The 16,514-nt window shown below is 37.9% G+C and carries 17 protein-coding genes; 11 read left to right on the plus strand and 6 right to left on the minus strand.

The features are described 5' to 3' along the window. Positions 1–106 precede the first annotated feature (106 nt). The 9 genes from M1E93_RS05330 (at position 107) to M1E93_RS05370 (ending at position 7,926) form a co-directional block, all read left to right on the plus strand. The gene (locus tag M1E93_RS05330; protein ID WP_154598521.1) at positions 107–787 is read left to right on the plus strand and encodes a fimbrial biogenesis chaperone; all 681 of its coding nucleotides are present in this window, start codon (positions 107–109) and stop codon (positions 785–787) included. A gap of 35 nt (positions 788–822) precedes the next feature. Beyond that, positions 823–3,387, plus strand: a complete 2,565-nt coding sequence (locus M1E93_RS05335) for a fimbria/pilus outer membrane usher protein (protein ID WP_392503890.1) — start codon at positions 823–825, stop codon at positions 3,385–3,387. A 14-nt stretch (positions 3,388–3,401) separates the two neighbouring features. Then, complete coding sequence (locus M1E93_RS05340; RefSeq protein WP_426207171.1) at positions 3,402–4,460, plus strand: fimbrial protein; 1,059 nt, start codon at positions 3,402–3,404, stop codon at positions 4,458–4,460. 12 nt (positions 4,461–4,472) lie between these two features. After that, positions 4,473–5,024 (plus strand): fimbrial protein, encoded by a 552-nt coding sequence (locus M1E93_RS05345; RefSeq protein WP_004922571.1) that lies wholly within the window; start codon positions 4,473–4,475, stop codon positions 5,022–5,024. A 1-nt stretch (position 5,025) separates the two neighbouring features. Continuing rightward, entirely contained in the window at positions 5,026–5,568 is a 543-nt protein-coding gene (locus M1E93_RS05350) for a fimbrial protein (protein WP_004922566.1), read from the plus strand. A 578-nt stretch (positions 5,569–6,146) separates the two neighbouring features. Then, on the plus strand, positions 6,147–6,716 hold the full coding sequence (locus tag M1E93_RS05355; protein WP_004922560.1) for a fimbrial protein: 570 nt from the start codon (positions 6,147–6,149) through the stop codon (positions 6,714–6,716). A gap of 60 nt (positions 6,717–6,776) precedes the next feature. Next, positions 6,777–7,247 (plus strand): fimbrial biogenesis chaperone, encoded by a 471-nt coding sequence (locus tag M1E93_RS05360; RefSeq protein ID WP_426207172.1) that lies wholly within the window; start codon positions 6,777–6,779, stop codon positions 7,245–7,247. Between the two features lie 94 nt (positions 7,248–7,341). Then, positions 7,342–7,497, plus strand: coding sequence for a hypothetical protein (locus M1E93_RS05365; RefSeq protein ID WP_392503926.1), 156 nt, complete (start codon positions 7,342–7,344; stop codon positions 7,495–7,497). Positions 7,498–7,524: 27 nt separating this feature from the next. Further along, complete coding sequence (locus M1E93_RS05370) at positions 7,525–7,926, plus strand: FimD/PapC N-terminal domain-containing protein (protein ID WP_426207173.1); 402 nt, start codon at positions 7,525–7,527, stop codon at positions 7,924–7,926. Here the strand turns inward: M1E93_RS05370 and M1E93_RS05375 are convergent. Then, positions 7,909–8,856 carry an IS30 family transposase gene (locus tag M1E93_RS05375; protein ID WP_140035165.1) on the minus strand — a complete coding sequence of 316 codons (948 nt, stop codon included), beginning with the start codon at positions 8,854–8,856 and terminating at the stop codon, positions 7,909–7,911. The two genes, M1E93_RS05370 and M1E93_RS05375, sit on opposite strands and share 18 nt — an antisense overlap. 97 nt (positions 8,857–8,953) lie before the next feature. On the opposite strand from M1E93_RS05375, the gene M1E93_RS05380 reads away from it, so the two are divergent. After that, on the plus strand, positions 8,954–11,101 hold the full coding sequence (locus tag M1E93_RS05380; protein WP_426207275.1) for a fimbria/pilus outer membrane usher protein: 2,148 nt from the start codon (positions 8,954–8,956) through the stop codon (positions 11,099–11,101). A gap of 14 nt (positions 11,102–11,115) precedes the next feature. After that, positions 11,116–12,159, plus strand: a complete 1,044-nt coding sequence (locus M1E93_RS05385) for a fimbrial protein (protein WP_072502464.1) — start codon at positions 11,116–11,118, stop codon at positions 12,157–12,159. A gap of 140 nt (positions 12,160–12,299) precedes the next feature. Here M1E93_RS05385 and M1E93_RS05390 read toward each other — a convergent pair whose 3' ends face one another. From M1E93_RS05390 to panD, 5 genes are all read right to left on the minus strand, one after another. Continuing rightward, complete coding sequence (locus M1E93_RS05390) at positions 12,300–13,109, minus strand: hypothetical protein (RefSeq protein ID WP_426207174.1); 810 nt, start codon at positions 13,107–13,109, stop codon at positions 12,300–12,302. A 229-nt stretch (positions 13,110–13,338) separates the two neighbouring features. Further along, positions 13,339–14,286, minus strand: coding sequence for an IS30 family transposase (locus M1E93_RS05395; RefSeq protein WP_140035165.1), 948 nt, complete (start codon positions 14,284–14,286; stop codon positions 13,339–13,341). Between the two features lie 48 nt (positions 14,287–14,334). Then, a complete protein-coding gene (locus M1E93_RS05400) occupies positions 14,335–14,595 on the minus strand; it encodes a hypothetical protein (protein WP_426207175.1) in 261 nt (86 codons plus the stop codon). Between the two features lie 58 nt (positions 14,596–14,653). Next, entirely contained in the window at positions 14,654–15,868 is a 1,215-nt protein-coding gene (locus M1E93_RS05405; RefSeq protein ID WP_040132336.1) for a hypothetical protein, read from the minus strand. 243 nt (positions 15,869–16,111) lie between these two features. Beyond that, positions 16,112–16,492, minus strand: coding sequence for an aspartate 1-decarboxylase (panD, locus tag M1E93_RS05410; RefSeq protein WP_004922542.1), 381 nt, complete (start codon positions 16,490–16,492; stop codon positions 16,112–16,114). Positions 16,493–16,514: the final 22 nt, after the last annotated feature.

The raw sequence follows: 16,514 nt of genomic DNA on the forward strand, positions 1-16,514 counted from the left end.
GAGAAAAATTCTCGATTTAATTTAACAAAGTTTTAGCATTAATGGGAACATATCATTCTACACGTGATTATCAGAAGGTATGTTCCCCATATTTAGGGATAGCATTATGGTTAAAACATTAATATCTACTCTTTTTTTCTTCTTTTTAATCGTAACCCAAGCGAATGCAAGTGTTGTACTTGGTGGAACACGGGTTATTTATGATGCAAACAGCAAAGAAGCTTCCATTACAGTTCGTAATAATGATAAGACACCATATTTAATTCAATCTTGGATTGATCATTTCGATAGTAATAATCAAACTAAGTTACCTTTTGTTATCACCCCTCCCTTATTTAGAATTGAACCTGAATCCAGCAATTCATTGAGGATTGTTTATACAGGTAAAGATCTACCTGACGATAAGGAAAGCGTTTTTTGGTTGAATGTAAAGTCGATTCCACCGACTGATCCTAATGCTAAAAATAACCTGACTATTTCGATTAATAATCGAATCAAACTGATTTATCGCCCTAAATCATTATCGAGCGCAGACGCAGGGGCTGCTTATAAAAAAGTGACATTTAAAAGAAAAGGCAACCTGTTAGTGGGTAAAAATCCAACACCTTATTATGTCTCTTTTAGTGAATTAAAAGTAGGGAATAAATCTATTGACGAGCCTGTTATGCTTCCTCCTATGGGAGAGCATTCGTGGAATATTTCAGGTATTCAAGTTAATAAAGTGATGTGGAAAGCCGTGACTGATGTTGGTGGGATAACAGATAGTCAAGAGCAAGAATTAAAATAATAAAAAATTAAAGTCAGGTATGGAATTTTACTATTATGCTAATTTTTAATAAAGACGAGTACATACAAGAAAATTTAGTATCCATATTTGAACTCAGCAAGATTGCTCCTCATTCGCTCAGCAAAGCCATTGCAGGTTTAACTCTGTCAGTTGCTTGCCTTCCAATGGCGTTTGCTGGTGACTATTTTAGTCCTCACTCGTTAACGCCAGTTAATGGACAAAATATAGCCGAACTGCAAAGTTTAGAGCAATTTTCAACGCCTGGAGGACAGCAGGAGGGCGAATATCATGTAGATATCGTCTTAAATGGGCGAGGAGTAGGTTCTAAATCTTTGGTTTTTGTTAAGAGCAAAGAGGATCAAAAATTAATACCAGTACTCACTAAAGAGGAACTTGAAAATTGGGGGGTTAATGTTAAAACCCTTCCTACTTTTGCCAATTTAACTGAAACACAGCCAATTGAAGATATTTCAAAGTATATTCCAGATGCGTATACACGGCTTGAATTGACTAACCAGAAGCTGATTATTTCTATTCCTCAGATAGCGATGAATAAAACAGCGTCTGGAACAGTTGATCCTAGTTTATGGGATGATGGTGTACCCGCTCTGGTATTAAGTTATTTTTATCGGGGATCTAACACTTGGTATAAATCTTCTCATGCAGATACGTCATCCCACTATGTTAACTTACGCAGTGGGTTAAATGTTGGCCCTTGGCGTTTAAAAAATTATTCAACGTATTCTTATCAAAATAATCAAAGCCGTTGGCAAAATATTGAAACCTACCTTGAACGAGGCATTAATCCTCTTAAATCTCAATTAACAATTGGTGATACTTCAACGCCGAGTGAAGTCTTTGATGGTTTTCAATTCCGTGGTGCTAAACTCGCTTCAGATGAATCGATGATCCCCAGCTCTCTACGTGGTTTTGCACCGATCATCCGAGGAATTGCGCAAAGTAATGCCGAAATAACGATAAAACAAAATGACTATATTATTTATCAATCTTATGTTTCACCCGGCCCCTTTGAAATAAACGACCTCTATTCGACGGGAACGAGCGGAGATTTAACGGTGACGGTAAAAGAGGCCGATGGGAGTGAACGCTCATTTATCGTTCCTTTTTCTTCATTAGCCATTATGCAGCGTGAAGGTCAATTGAAATACGCAGTGACTGGCGGGAAATTTAAAAATAATAACAGTGGCAAAGAGCCTAATTTTGCGCAAGCAACTGTCATTTATGGTTTACCTAAAGGAATAACGGCGTATGGCGGTGGTCTATTTTCCAAAGATTACCAATCTTATGCTGCGGGTATTGGATTAAACCTAGGTTATGTTGGTGCTTTGTCTTCAGATGTGACCCAAGCAAAAACAAAATTTACTCAATTTGATAACCGACAAAAAACAGGTCAATCGTACCGTGTTCAATATACTAAAAATCTGTTAACTACAGGTACCACAGTCACCTTTGCAGGTTATCGTTATTCAACAGAGGGCTTTTATTCTTTCCCAGAAGCTAACGCTAATTATTTTCGAGACAGTTTTTATAGCAAAAAAAATCGTTATCAAGCGACGGTTAATCAGGATTTAGAGGCTTATGGCAACCTTTATGTTTCCGCTTATCAGCAAGATTTTTGGAATCAAAGTGGTCATGAGCGGACATTAAATGCGGGTTACAATAATAACTATAAAGGTTACCAATATACCTTGAATTATAGCTATTCTGATTTTTCAGGCTACGATAAGGCTGATCACCAATTTGTTCTCTCTTTTAGCATACCTCTTGGTGGCCTATCGATTAATAATAGTATGCTAAATCTCTCTATGAGTAGTAATAACAGAGGGGATAGTAATTATATGGCTGGATTGAGTGGATCCCTGTTGGATGATCATAATTTAAATTATTCAGTACAGCAGTCATACGGCAATCGAAATCAAAAAGCACAAGGTAATGCTTCATTATCTTATAAAAGTACGTATACCATCGCAAATGCTGGCTATAGCTATGACCAATTTTCACAACGCGCCAATTATGGCTTAAATGGTGCCATTGTTGTGCACTCTGATGGTGTGACATTATCTCAGCCAATCTATGACTCTTTTGCTATTGTGAAGGCGCCGGGAGCAAAAGGGGTTAAAGTTAAAAATAAAACAGGAATAAGAACTGATTGGCGAGGTTATGCGATAGTTCCTTATCTCAGCGCCTATACACAGAATGAAGTGTTATTAGATACCACGTCATTACCAGAAAATGTTGATTTGCAAAAAAGCGCACTGACCCTAGTTCCGACAAGAGGTGCGGCAATGTTAGCGGAGTTTAAGACATATACAGGATATCGAGTTTTATTGACAGTGACGCACAATGGACAAGCCGTTCCTTTTGGTTCAATAGGACAATTAGTTTCCGAACAAGATGGATTAAGCAGTGGTGGTATTGTTGGGGATAATGGTGATATTTATTTTAGTGGTATGCCAGAGCAAGGAAAGATCCATATTAAATGGGGAAATCAAACAGATGAACAGTGTATGGCCAATTACCAACTTAATGAACAAGAAAAGCAAATGCCAGTAGCATCTCTGCAAGCAATATGTGAATAAAGAACGGAGATAAAATGAAAAATACAGTATTAAAATTATCATCAATTGCATTTTTTCTCGGATTGCTATGTGGTTACCCAAATATAGCTATAAGTTCAGATATTTCTGCAAGGATCATTTTTTCTGATTCAGAATTAGTGTTTGATGATGCTGCGGGAGAGGTTGCATCGGGAACGATTATCGGGGAGGGATGGCAAATATATTCAGGAACAGTTTGTCAAAGCAACCTTAATAACCCGAAAGAGCAAGGGAAGTTTACCGAAATGAGATTTTATGATGCTAGGTACGCAACAGGCCTAACAGTTAATTTTGGAGGAAAAGCGTTCCCTGTTTATGCTGGAAATGTTAAAGGCGTTGGTTATGCTTGGGGAATTAGAGAGGATGGTGATCCTGAGTGGTATCCAATAAAAGATAGGTATGGAAGTGGCCCTTTTAGTTTAGAAAAACCTGATACTGAGGTCAGGATTGAAATTGCCTTTGCAAGAGTCAGAGTTGATGGTATCCCGCCAAAAGGTGATACAAAGATCTCTCGCGATGCTCGGGCATTTTTTACCTGTTATAAGGACGATGATCCCCAATATACTTATGATGGATTTATAGATAGTAGCTATACTCATTTAAAGTCGACAGCCTCTACTTGTAATATCAATACAAAAAGATTAAATATCGATTTAGGGGAGCATGATCTAAATAGGGTAAATAGGTTTGATGTTGGCTATAGGTTTGGTTTAGCAGAAGAAAGTATTGAGATGAGTTGTAATGCTGAGATGCGTGTTTATATGACATTAGGCGAATATGGAAGAGCCTCTAAAATAGGCAGTGATTTCATCGAGTTAACAGATAACTCGGACTCACCTGGCTATGGCGTGCAGGTTTTTCATAATGGCTCTCCGGCATTAAAAGTTGGTGGTGATAAAAACGTTGTTACCGATAATCATCAGCTTCTATTTCGTACGGAAGCAGGCAAAAAGAATTATACCGTTCCATTGCGTTTTGAATATGTTAAAACGGCCAAAAAGGTTAAAGCGAGTTCAGGGAATGCAGCATTAACACTAACGTTTGCTTATGACTAAAGGATTGATACCATGAGACAAGGTTACAATCTAATACGTTATTTTTTTCTCGTATTCCTTATCCCTATTCTGATTAATTCGGCCTCTGCAACAGTAATGGTCAATTATACAGGAAGCATTAAACATTCGACTTGTGGTATCAAAACACGGAATATCAGTGTTGATTTAGGAACTTGGCTAACTAATAGTCCTAGAGGTTTTGGCAGTGCAATAAATTCCCAGTCTGAATGGATTGAATTTACACTTGAGTTTGATTGCCCAGATAAAATGAGTGTATTAAATGGCCAATTTCAAGGTGTTTCAGAATCTAATGGCCGTTATTTATCGCTTGATAAAGGTGATGGATATTCAACGGGAGCTGCAATTGAATTACAAAGCTATGAAAATAGTCTCCACAATTGGGTCAACCGAGATATTAATACGCTATATAACTTTATGCAGAATGAAGCTATTAATAAGGGAAATACTGAATTAAAAGTGCGTGCTCGTTATGTTCAAACCAATAGTAAAATTACACAAGGTAAAGCAAACGCTTCGGTTACCTTTGTCGTACAGGCTAATTAATATGACCACTAAAAAAATACTGCGGATAGTATTGCTGAGTTATTTCGGGTTAACTATAAACCATGCTTACAGTTACGATGTGTTAGTCAACATCACAGGTGCTGTAAAAGCTTCAACTTGTGATTTAAGTTCTAACCAAACTAAAAATATTAATTTAGGGGATATTTATTTAAGCTCTACAGGTTTGGGAGGCAGCGTTGGTTCGACTAGCCCAAAGGCAGATTGGTCAATTAGCTTGAAATGTCCAAGTAATATTCCAGTGATATTTATACCTAAAGGTAACAGTTATTCTGGTCAATCTAGTGTCTTAGCGCTTGATGCGGTCGATGGCGTTGCAACGGGGGTTGGGATAGAAACAGAATATTCAATGGATAAAAATAATTGGAAAGCATTAACGCTCAATGTACGAAATGAAATTATTAATAGTGTAAAGAGTGAGGGTGACATTCATATTTTTATGCGGGGTTACTATAAACAAATAAATGAAAAAGTAACACCTGGTTTTGCAAATGCCTCCATGACTATCGATATTGTTTACCAATAAAGATAAGAAAAAAATTATTGAATAAAGCCAAGATAAATGAGTGAGATTTATCTTAGCCTTATTTTTTATTTAGAAAACAAAATTATTATAAAAGTTAAAATAATCAACAAGGAAACTATATTTTCACCCGCAATAAATGTAAAAAAGTACTACAGAGCAGATAAAGATGTTCAATATAGGTAAGTAAAAACAGTTATACATAACCGTATGATAATAAAGTAATTTTAGGTATATAATTTTAATTATTCATTTTTTGATGAAGATCAAAAAATAATATTCCTATATAACAATGAGTTGTGATGTGTGAGTTGTTTTTTTGTCACCTCTAAAATTTACGTTTTGAAAAACTTACACAAATCAAATACTACTTTAATGTTATATACTCTTTTTACATGTTACTCACCAGTCGGGTAACATGAATTTTTAACTATTTCTTATTTGTGTATATAAGTCTTTAATATGTTCTCGCATTAATTTTTAGAATAGCGATATTTACCTATATCTATACTATTTTATTAATTACGCGCTGAATAATTAACATTACTATTAATTACTATGTAGAGTGTAAAGGTATATCAATGAAAAAATTATCAACTCGAAATATTTTTATGGCTGTTATTGCTTCAGCATTTGCTTTTTCAGCAACAGCAGAAGAGCAAAGTGGAACGATTAAGTTTAAAGGACTTATTTATAATGCTACATGCACTATTAGCCTGAATGATACTAACTCACCAAATGCTGATGTAAAAATGGGACGTTTTGCTACTAGTGAGTTTACTGAGGAAGGTGATGAGGTTGGTGGTACTGGTGGTGATGGTAAATTAAAAATTAAATTAATTGACTGTCCTGATCAAGGTACTATCTCTATCAATTTAACGGGTCATGAAAACCGTTTTGATAAAACTATTTTAGAACTGGACAATAAAGGTAGTGCTGGCGTTGCAAAAAATGTGGGTATCCGTATTTACAATGAGGATGACCTATCCAAGCCATTAAAAATTAATGGTAGTAAAAGTGAAGAAATAAAAGTAAATGGTAACAGTGCTCAATGGACTGGAACTTTTATTGCTAAGTATGTAAGTACAGACGATGACGTAGAAGCAGGCCAAGCAGACGCAACATTAAATTATAAAATTACTTATAAATAATTTGATAACGCAGATTATCAATTATTAATCTGCGTTACTTTTTTTCTTGGAGGACATCCTATGTTTATGAAAAAAATAGTTCCTACACTGTTATTGTGTTTTCTTGCTAGTTCAACCAGCTATGCTGGCTTTGGTTTAGAAACAACGCGTGTTATTTATCACGAAAAAGAGAATAGCGAAGGTGTTGTTGCATTTAATACAGATAAAAATAGGAATTATTTACTTCAATCTTGGGTGGAAGATAAAAATAGGAATTATTTACTTCAATCTTGGGTGGAAGATAAAAATGGAAAAATAACACAAGATTTTGCAGTAACACCTCCATTAATTAAGCTAAAATCTGAGCAAAAAAACACGATCCAACTGACTAAAATAGCATCATTACCGAGTGACCAAGAAGCATTATATTGGCTAAATGTAAAATTTGTGGCACCGAGTAGTGAGGATTTAGAAAACGTTTTACGTTATTCAATGACAAACAAAATAAAGCTAATTTATCGACCTACAGCATTATCCGATAAAAAAGCTTGAAGATGTTGTCAATGAGTTAACTTGGTCTCGCTCTACCGCTGGAGTCAAGGTTGTTAACCCAACACCATTTTATATTAACATTGCAAAAATAAAAATTAATAACAGAGAAGTCGAAGCACCAAGCTATTTAGAACCACGCTCTGAAACAGTAATTAATGTTTCTAATTTAGGGGCTAGTTCCAATAAGGTTTCTCTAAACTATATCAATGATTATGGTAAAGGGTTAGATAGCCAATATCTTATAAAATAATAATCTAATAAAGTAGAGTAAAGGCCTATGAATCGTCTTTATCATAAAAAGTATCCATATTCACCTCTGTTTATGGCTATTGTATTCGCTTCATTGTCATTTGAAATGCGGGCTGCTGATTATTATCCACCTAGCTTGTTAAATATTGCAGGTACAGATACGCAATTGACTAATGAAGATCTGGATGTGTTTAGGGAAAATGATATAGCACCAGGGAAATATCATGTCAGGTTTTTCATTAATAATAATTTAATTCTTAATAAAGAAATTAGCTTTGTGATGATGCCTCGGGCAGATGGTGGAGAACAACTTACACCTTGTTTTAGTTTTGCGGATTGGGAAAGTTTTGGTATAGATTTTCATAAGACCTTAAAAGGTGATCAAGGGCGGATTCAAGTCCGAAGTGCAACGCTAAGCCGCCTTTCTTAGCTCCGCAAACACCACCGAAGGTTGTCTGAACCCCAGACACTTGCGTGGCCTGCTGTTCAACGCTCCCTGATAGCGTTGTAAGTCTTCTTCTGTCACTGTCCGCAGGTCTGTTCCTTTCGGGATAAACTGTCTTAACAACCCATTCGTATTCTCGTTCAGCCCACGCTCATGCGAGGCATACGGATGGGCAAAGTACGTATCTGCGTTCAGTGCTTCTGCTATCGCCTTGTGCTCACTAAACTCTAGACCGTTATCGAACGTTATTGTGTGACATACATCCTGATACTCACTCAGCAGTGAGATAATGGCCTTACTGACTTCCACCGCATCCTTTGAAAACACCTTTTTTGTCAGGTAAATACGGCTTTTGCGTTCTGCCAGTGTCACGATAGCACCAGTGCCCTGTTTACCCTGCACCAAATCGGCCTCCCAGTCCCCCAGACGGCTACGGTCATCGACGACTGACGGCCGTAGCTCAATGGATACCGCATCAGGGATGCGCCCTCGTTTCTGCCCGTAGCCCTTACGATATCGCCGTTTGCCCTGCCTAAGATGCCTGTACAACTCGCCACCGCTACGCTTATCCGCATAGATATACTGGTAAATCCATTCATGGCTGACGCTAAGACCAATAATGCTGCCAATTGCACTTATTTGCTCAGGACTCCACTTCCACTCCAGAGCAAATATCACGAAATCTATGGTCTGCTGAGGAATTGTCCTTTTGGCAGATGACAGCCGCCTATCACAGCACTTCTGGTGTGCCTGTTGTGGGTTATAACCAGTATCTGAAGTGTTACGCCTCAGTTCACGGGAGACCGTGGACTTGCTTACACCGATACGGATACCTATCTCATGGCAGGATAAATTATCCTCACGCAGTATCGATATCTGGTATCGTTGTCCTTCGGTTAGTTGCTGATACTTCATACTTACTCGCTCATCTTTGGTCGGAAGAGCAGGATAGCTTATCAGTAGCTAACCGTCCTTCCATCTAACATGACCGAGCGTTGCACTTATTATCTGAATTCGCGAAGAATGCTTCAATATTAATGATATTGAGTATATGACACAGTCACTTGATTTAAATACTAAAGTGTATTCAATGACTGTTCCGCAATCAATGATTAATCAGCAGCGCATAAGAAAAGCTGAAGAAGCACAGTGGGATGATGGCATTCCTGCTGTATTTTTAAATTACTCTTTTTCAGCTTTTAACACCTATGAAGGCGGTAAAGTCGATGATAACTATTATGGTAATATTCAGACGAAAATTAACATAGGCTCATGGCGTTATCGTAATTATTCCACATGGGCCAACAATCGGCACGATAAGAATAAATGGAATAATATTAGCAACACCTTATCAAGAAACATTAATATAATAAAAAGTGAGCTAACACTAGGGGACTTATATACAAGCTCGCAATTATTTGATTCTTTTAAATTTAAAGGGGTTAAATTAGCATCAGATAGGCAAATGGAACCTTATAACTTAACGAGTTATGCACCAAGCGTAAATGGTATCGCTAATTCTGAATCTATCGTGACTATTGTACAAAATGATCAAGTTATCTATAAGAAAAGTGTGCCTGCTGGGCCATTTGAAATTACAGATTACTATCCAATGAGTAATGGTGGCAATCTATATGTCACAGTAGAAGAAGCAAATGGTAATGAAGTTAACTTTATTGTTCCTTTCTCATCAATTGCTTTTTTAGAGCGAAAAGGCAGTATTAAATACAGTTTCTCTAGTGGTGAATATGATGGGAATAATAACGGTGATGGCCGTTATGTGAATGAAGCTGAAATCTATTATGGATTAACAGACTTTGTGACCGTTTTTGGTGGTGCACTCTACGCTAAAAAATACCAATCCTATGCAATCGGTACAGGGTTTAACTTAGGTGAGGTTGGGGCAATTACAACGGATGTTGTGCACTCTCGTACTGATGTTGATAATCAATCTACGTTGAGTGGTAATGCATTTAGAGTCAATTACTCAAAACATATTGAGACAACGAATACGAGCTTAGCTTTAGCGGGTTTCCGTCATTTTGATGCTGATTTTATGAATATAGATGACGCATTCTTTTATGAGGAAAAATACCGTGGCAGCTATGAAAAACTAAAAAATGAATACACCGTATCTCTTTCTCAACCAATACTCGATAGCTCAAGCTCGATTAACTTAAATAGTGTTGTTTATGAGTATTCAAGTGGTCATAAACAACAATCTTATAATGTTGGTTTTAACAGTAATATCGATAAGGTTCATTACAGTGTCTATTACACCTATTCAAAAGGTAGACAATTTGAAAATGATAACAGCCGTTCATACAATTTGAGTTTAAATGTCAGTATTCCGTTCGATGTGTTAAATAACACAATGAGTGTGAATTATGGCATATCAACGGATGACCAGCATCGTACTTCACAAACAGCACGTTTAAGTGGCAGCTATGGCGAATTATATCGTGGAACGTGGGATATTTATCAAGGCTACGGTAATAAAGGTATGAGCTATTCAGGGGGATTAAGTAGCTCTTATCGCTCCCCTTATGCAGTCGTTAATGCAGGGTACGCTTATAACGATAGCCATAAAAACTTTAATTACGGTATTAGTGGTGCATTTGTTGGCACTCAATACGGTGTGGTATTAGCACCTTCAATGCAAGATACAAGCGCATTGATTCTTACCAAAGGGACACAAGGTGTCGGTATTATTAATGGGCAGTCAGTTGAAACTAACGCTTACGGTTTAGCGATTGTTCCGGGGATGGCGCCATATCGTAAAAATACACTGGCGATTGATACAAAAACTATCCCACAAGATACCGAAATTGAAAATAACATTATTAATAATGTTATCCCAACAAAGGGCGCTTTGATACTGGCTGATTTCGACGCTAAAAAAGGCTACAAGTTATTATTTAAGTTACAGCATCCAACGAATAAAGAATTACCGGTAGGTGCAAAAGCTGTTACAGAAGATGAAGCGACTCATCTCGTTTCTAACTTTAATACCTTGTATTTAGTTGCAGATAAGCCTAAAGGGCGCATTAAAGTTAATTGGAAAAATGAGGGTGCTAATGAATCCTGTGATGTGGATTACAACATCGAAAATACCATGCCAACAAATGGGCTTTATATCCTGAATTCAGAATGCCGCTGAAAGGAGTAAGAATAATGAGAAAACAGATTAATTGGGGCTATGCAGCAGCGTTCAGCGTGGTGTTAATGTTCTCTGGGATAAATAGCAGTATTGCGGCTCAGAATTGTGTTGAAGGAGGGGATGGTCAAAATCACTCTGCAATGCGCGCAATGGTGGACATTAAATTAAGTGGTGCGATCAAAAAGAACGACGAGATTGCTCGTTATACATTTGTGCGAGAGAGTGGACGAGGTGGTGTCGCGCAGTGTGGGCCTGACTCACAAGTCTATGCTTATGCAACATACGGTGAAGGCAGCGGCATTATAGCGAGATATTATGGCGAAATTGATGGGAAGCCCGCTTACCATGTGCATGCTGGTGGCCCCGTAAATATCGTCTATGTCTTAATTGAAAGTAAATCAGAATTGCCTTTTACAAATCGTCCAGGACAAGTGTTGCCTGTTCCTGAAGGTGCACTTATGCCTATAGATGCAACGGTTATTTTTTATGCCGGTAAAGATAACCCGACGGCAACATCCTTTGATAATTCGGTGATTGGGGCGATACTCATTAAACGGTTTGACCCAGGTGGTGGCTCGACAAAAGTTGGTTATACTTATCGACTAAAAGGAAAAGTGACAAGTGCGCCGACATCTTGTGAAGCTAAAAATACCGATTTGTCATTTACGTTACCTCGGGTACCGACCACGGCATTCCCATCCGTAGGGTTCCCGACAACGCCGTCATCTGTTGAGGAACATATTAATATCGTCTGTACGGGGAATGTTTCAGCGAAGATCAAGCTCATTGCAAACAATACAGCGAGTTATAATGGCAAAGATGCAGTGATTAAAATCGATAATGAAGGGCAAGGTAATAATGCCAGTGGTATTGGGTTTGTTGTAAAATCACCATTAAACAATGATAACGTATTAGTTAATCAGGAGTTTGTTAAATTAGCTGATTTAGAAAAAGGTGAAACGCGTGTTCCTCTGAAAGCGGAATATTACCGTTATGGTAATTCTGTCAAAGCAGGGAAAGCAGAAGCGACGGCACAATTTGTTTTGCAATTTAACTAAACGATAGCAAAAGGGGATGAGCAGATCATCCCCTACAATGATGAATGAACAAAATACCCCGCCTATCTATTGGCTATAATGTCATGATAAAAATCGGTTGCACGAAAATAATAAAGACTCGTTTTTCTTAAAGTGGTTATTTAAACGCTGACAGTACCATACATATCCTCTTCAAATACAATATTAATATTCCCCCTATTACCATACTCATCGATAATAAAAATTTGCAGAGGGTCGGCCACATGATAGGGGGCAGGGCAATAATATCCCCAATAATAGAGTTTCTTATCTCTAAGATACATTTGATGACAGACGATAGTGATGGCGTGTTTATCTAAGGTGGTTTTTGACCAAAGAGGACCGAGATTTCCTTCCAGCCGAGGCCAAATCGCATAAGTTGTATCGCCTACAAATCGGCCATCTTTTTCCTCAGTACAATAAAGAGATTGGCGGATGTCTTTTATAATCCTATTTAGCCCTTTATTTAATATATTGGAATAGCCAATCTCTATATTATTAGGCTCTATAAACCAGCTATTAACATAAATTCCACTATAATAAGGCCCCCCAACGATCTTTATTGCATGGGGCATCACGTGATTATGGTACCAATCTTTAATTTTAGGGATATGTTGTAAGCTATATACAGGAGATTTATACTTTAATTTATATTTATTATGCGTTGTAATTTTAAATGTTTTACGTCTTATGACCCCGTAATTATGCTCATAATTCCCCAGTATCGCCCCTTTACTGATATGAAATGAAATATTTTTTGAGATTTCCTGCCAATCGTTATCTGTTATAGTGATGTTTTCATTATTATCATAATCAATTTTTTTAATTCCTTGAATGATAACCCGCTTAGGCGCAATAAAAATAATTTCTCCTTTATGATTTAAAGTGCCATTTTGTGAGGTATTGAATAAACCTTCACCATCGATTCTCACCCCGACTGCAATTTCATGTCCGGGATTGATCTCTTTCAGTGAGAAGTAATATGAGGCACTGATCCTTTTTGTGCTTCTTATGGCCTCTATAGATGCATTTTTTATGTGAGTAATCTCATTCTGTACGGCTTTACAATAGTCTCCCCGATGTTCAGAGATTATCCATTCATCACCGAGTAGTTGTTGATCTGAAAAGGAACAAAGGCGGATTCAAGTCCGAAGTGCAACGCTAAGCCGCCTTTCTTAGCTCCGCAAACACCACCGAAGGTTGTCTGAACCCCAGACACTTGCGTGGCCTGCTGTTCAACGCTCCCTGATAGCGTTGTAAGTCTTCTTCTGTCACTGTCCGCAGGTCTGTTCCTTTCGGGATAAACTGTCTTAACAACCCATTCGTATTCTCGTTCAGCCCACGCTCATGCGAGGCATACGGATGGGCAAAGTACGTATCTGCGTTCAGTGCTTCTGCTATCGCCTTGTGCTCACTAAACTCTAGACCGTTATCGAACGTTATTGTGTGACATACATCCTGATACTCACTCAGCAGTGAGATAATGGCCTTACTGACTTCCACCGCATCCTTTGAAAACACCTTTTTTGTCAGGTAAATACGGCTTTTGCGTTCTGCCAGTGTCACGATAGCACCAGTGCCCTGTTTACCCTGCACCAAATCGGCCTCCCAGTCCCCCAGACGGCTACGGTCATCGACGACTGACGGCCGTAGCTCAATGGATACCGCATCAGGGATGCGCCCTCGTTTCTGCCCGTAGCCCTTACGATATCGCCGTTTGCCCTGCCTAAGATGCCTGTACAACTCGCCACCGCTACGCTTATCCGCATAGATATACTGGTAAATCCATTCATGGCTGACGCTAAGACCAATAATGCTGCCAATTGCACTTATTTGCTCAGGACTCCACTTCCACTCCAGAGCAAATATCACGAAATCTATGGTCTGCTGAGGAATTGTCCTTTTGGCAGATGACAGCCGCCTATCACAGCACTTCTGGTGTGCCTGTTGTGGGTTATAACCAGTATCTGAAGTGTTACGCCTCAGTTCACGGGAGACCGTGGACTTGCTTACACCGATACGGATACCTATCTCATGGCAGGATAAATTATCCTCACGCAGTATCGATATCTGGTATCGTTGTCCTTCGGTTAGTTGCTGATACTTCATACTTACTCGCTCATCTTTGGTCGGAAGAGCAGGATAGCTTATCAGTAGCTAACCGTCCTTCCATCTAACATGACCGAGCGTTGCACTTATTATCTGAATTCGCGAAAAATAGATACAGTCTCTAAATTCTTTTTCATTTTCAAAAAAAGCGTCATTATTTTCATCTAAGATTTCAGCAGTAACAATAACTTCAACTTGATTATATCCATTTGCATAAATAACCGAATGAATATTAGTCGGATTATCTTTAAAATGAATGCTAAGATGGTTGATTTGTTTGAATTTTTTAGCTGGGGGTGAGTTAAGCATTTTGGCTCCAAATATTTTAAGCTAAAAGATCAATAGTGCCACTTTTAACAAAACGGATTTAAACAGTAATTTCCCCATCAATATTATGGCGATACTCAATAGTCATGATGCCTTCATTGCCAAACTCATCAACAATTTCAACATGGCTTGCTAAGGATGTGTTTGATTGAGCACGGCATTCAGCACCGAGATAGAGAGGAATGTGATCCACTAAATTGATTTGATGGCAAACAAGGGTGATACTATTTTGATTATTATTTGAAAAGCGGGCAAGTTTAGGCATATCGTTGCTAAATTGTGGCCACACAGAAAACGTATTTTTTTTATTAAACTCACCATTTCTCATGCTTGTAAAATAGAGTGGAGGCTTTTTCTTGTGGGTTAGCTCTGTCCAACCTTCGTTAATTGCGTGAAAATAGCCGACTCTATCTCGAGTCTCAATAAACCAACTCGTTAAGTATGCACCGAGCGCCTGATCATCGGTGGCATAATTCATTGCATGGGGCATGGTCGTACTATAAAACCAATCTTTATAAGGAGCACTATAAGGCAATGTAGGCGAGACCCTTTTTTCGATAATGTTATATTTGTTGGCTGTAATAATAGATATTTTTTTATAGCGAATAATGGCTGCATAATTCCGATAAGAGCTGGAGTGCCGATTGCTACCATTGCGGAATAATGCATCGGTCATGATATATTTCCAACCTTTATCAATCACCATAACATTTCTATTATCTGTATAATCGATAGGGGATATCCTGCTTACTGAAATTCGGCTAGGTGATTTAAAGACAGAGCCTGAATTTAAAGTAGGTGTTCCATTCATTGAGGTGTCAAAATTGCCTATTCCAGGAATATTAATTCCTACTGCGATTTCTAAGGCGGGGTTAACAATGTCGGATGAAATAAACTTGGATATTTGAAATGTCGAGCGGGTTATCGTTCGTAGGGTTGGTGGCTCCCGCCTTGATAGAGTTGTGTCATACTTAACTGCTTTACAAAATGGCCCTTTTTCATTCGAAATTTGCCAATTTTGATTTAAGGGTTTACCATCAAAAAATGAACACAGATAAGTGGCATCTTGCACTTCTCGTTCATTATTAAAATAAGGCTCTCCATCTTCACTAATAGCATCAACAGTAATCAATATTTCGATTTGATTTTTTTTATTTGCATAAATAAAGCCACTGGAAAACGAAGGCATATTTTGAAATTGGATCTTTAGAGTATATAACAGTCCAAACGTCTTCTTGTTTCTATTATCATTCATAGCATCCCCTTTATGTGATGTTTTTTTCAATCTAATATAAATTGGGATGTTAAATAATTATCTTTTTTATTAGCTATGGTGATTTAAATGATATTTTCTAGAGGTATTACTGAGATTAATATAATAATTTTTAATGTTATAGAAAAAGATCAAATAACGAAATGAAAGCTGTATTTTCTTGCTTGGCTAAAAAAGGAAGCTAAGTAACCCCCAACAAGCTAACTGCCGTTGGGGGATATAGCGTTAAGCGACTTGTACAGGAACTGCTTTGGCAACACGGCTCATAATATTGTCACCGTCAAAGTAAGCGACTTTGGGTTTATGGTGACGAGCGTCTTCATCTTTGATATCAACGTATGAGCAGATAATCAATCTATCGCCAACAGCAGCACGACGTGCAGCAGCACCATTGACTGAAATAATTTTAGAACCTCTTTCACCTGCAATTGCATAAGTAGAAAAACGTTCTCCATTATCGACGTTGTAAATATCAATGGCTTCGTATTCGAGGATCCCAGCGGCATCCATAAAATCCTGATCAATAGCACAAGAGCCTTCGTAATGAAGGTCGGCTTGTGTGACCTTAACCCGATGTAATTTACCTTGTAACATTTTTCTAAACATAATTATTGTCTACCATTTTTAA

It is taken from the genome of Providencia sp. PROV272 (assembly GCF_049901975.1).
Classification (GTDB): Bacteria; Pseudomonadota; Gammaproteobacteria; order Enterobacterales; family Enterobacteriaceae; genus Providencia; species Providencia stuartii.